The following is a 662-nucleotide window of genomic DNA, read 5'->3' as shown; positions in this document are numbered from 1 at the left end:
TTTCGGCCCGCGCGTCCTCACCCTTCAGGAACGCGAGGGTCTGATCTTCTCTGAGCCGAGCGAAGTGCTGCATCAACTGGTGGGTGGGCGCCGTGAAGCTGTCCCTCTGACCGCGGGCCGCGTTTCATCCGCGATTTATTCCGACCGGGTCATTGTCGGTCGCGAGACGGTCGAGATCCGTCACGAAGGATCGAGCCGTTATGCCGGCATGTTCGGCTTTAAGGAATATCCGGCCCGCACGCGACCTGGCATGTTCGACGGCTTGCTCACCGTTCCCTATGAACTGATCCTGACCCAAAGCTTCTCCTTCCTGTCGAAGTCGGACGCGAAGACGGTGATGGGTCGCAAGCAAAACCAGATGGTCAGCGCCGGCGACAAAGCTGGGTCGCAGCTCGAGGAGCTCGACGACGCACTGGACGATCTGGAATCCAACCGCTTCGTGCTCGGCGACCATCATTTGACGCTTACAGTCTTCGCCGACTCGGTAAGGGAATTGACGGACAATCTGGCCAAGAGTCGGACGCATCTGACCAATGGCGGCGCCGTCGTCGCCTGCGAGGATCTCGGGCTGGAAGCGGCCTGGTGGGCACAGCTTCCCGGCAATTTCCGCTACCGTGTCCGGTCCGGCGCGATCACCTCGAAAAATTTCGCAGCCTTTTCAC

The 662-nt window shown here is 60.6% G+C and carries 1 protein-coding gene; it reads left to right on the top strand.

What is annotated here, in order from left to right:
* A partial coding sequence (locus CEV33_RS01495) for a VirB4 family type IV secretion/conjugal transfer ATPase (RefSeq protein ID WP_456236561.1) occupies window positions 1–662 on the top strand: 662 nt, incomplete at both ends.

The organism is Brucella grignonensis (genome assembly GCF_002252505.1).
GTDB classification, from domain to species: Bacteria; Pseudomonadota; Alphaproteobacteria; order Rhizobiales; family Rhizobiaceae; genus Brucella; species Brucella grignonensis.
The sequence above is the reverse complement of the archived record's forward strand: the minus strand, read 5'-3'. Positions and strand labels throughout refer to the sequence as shown.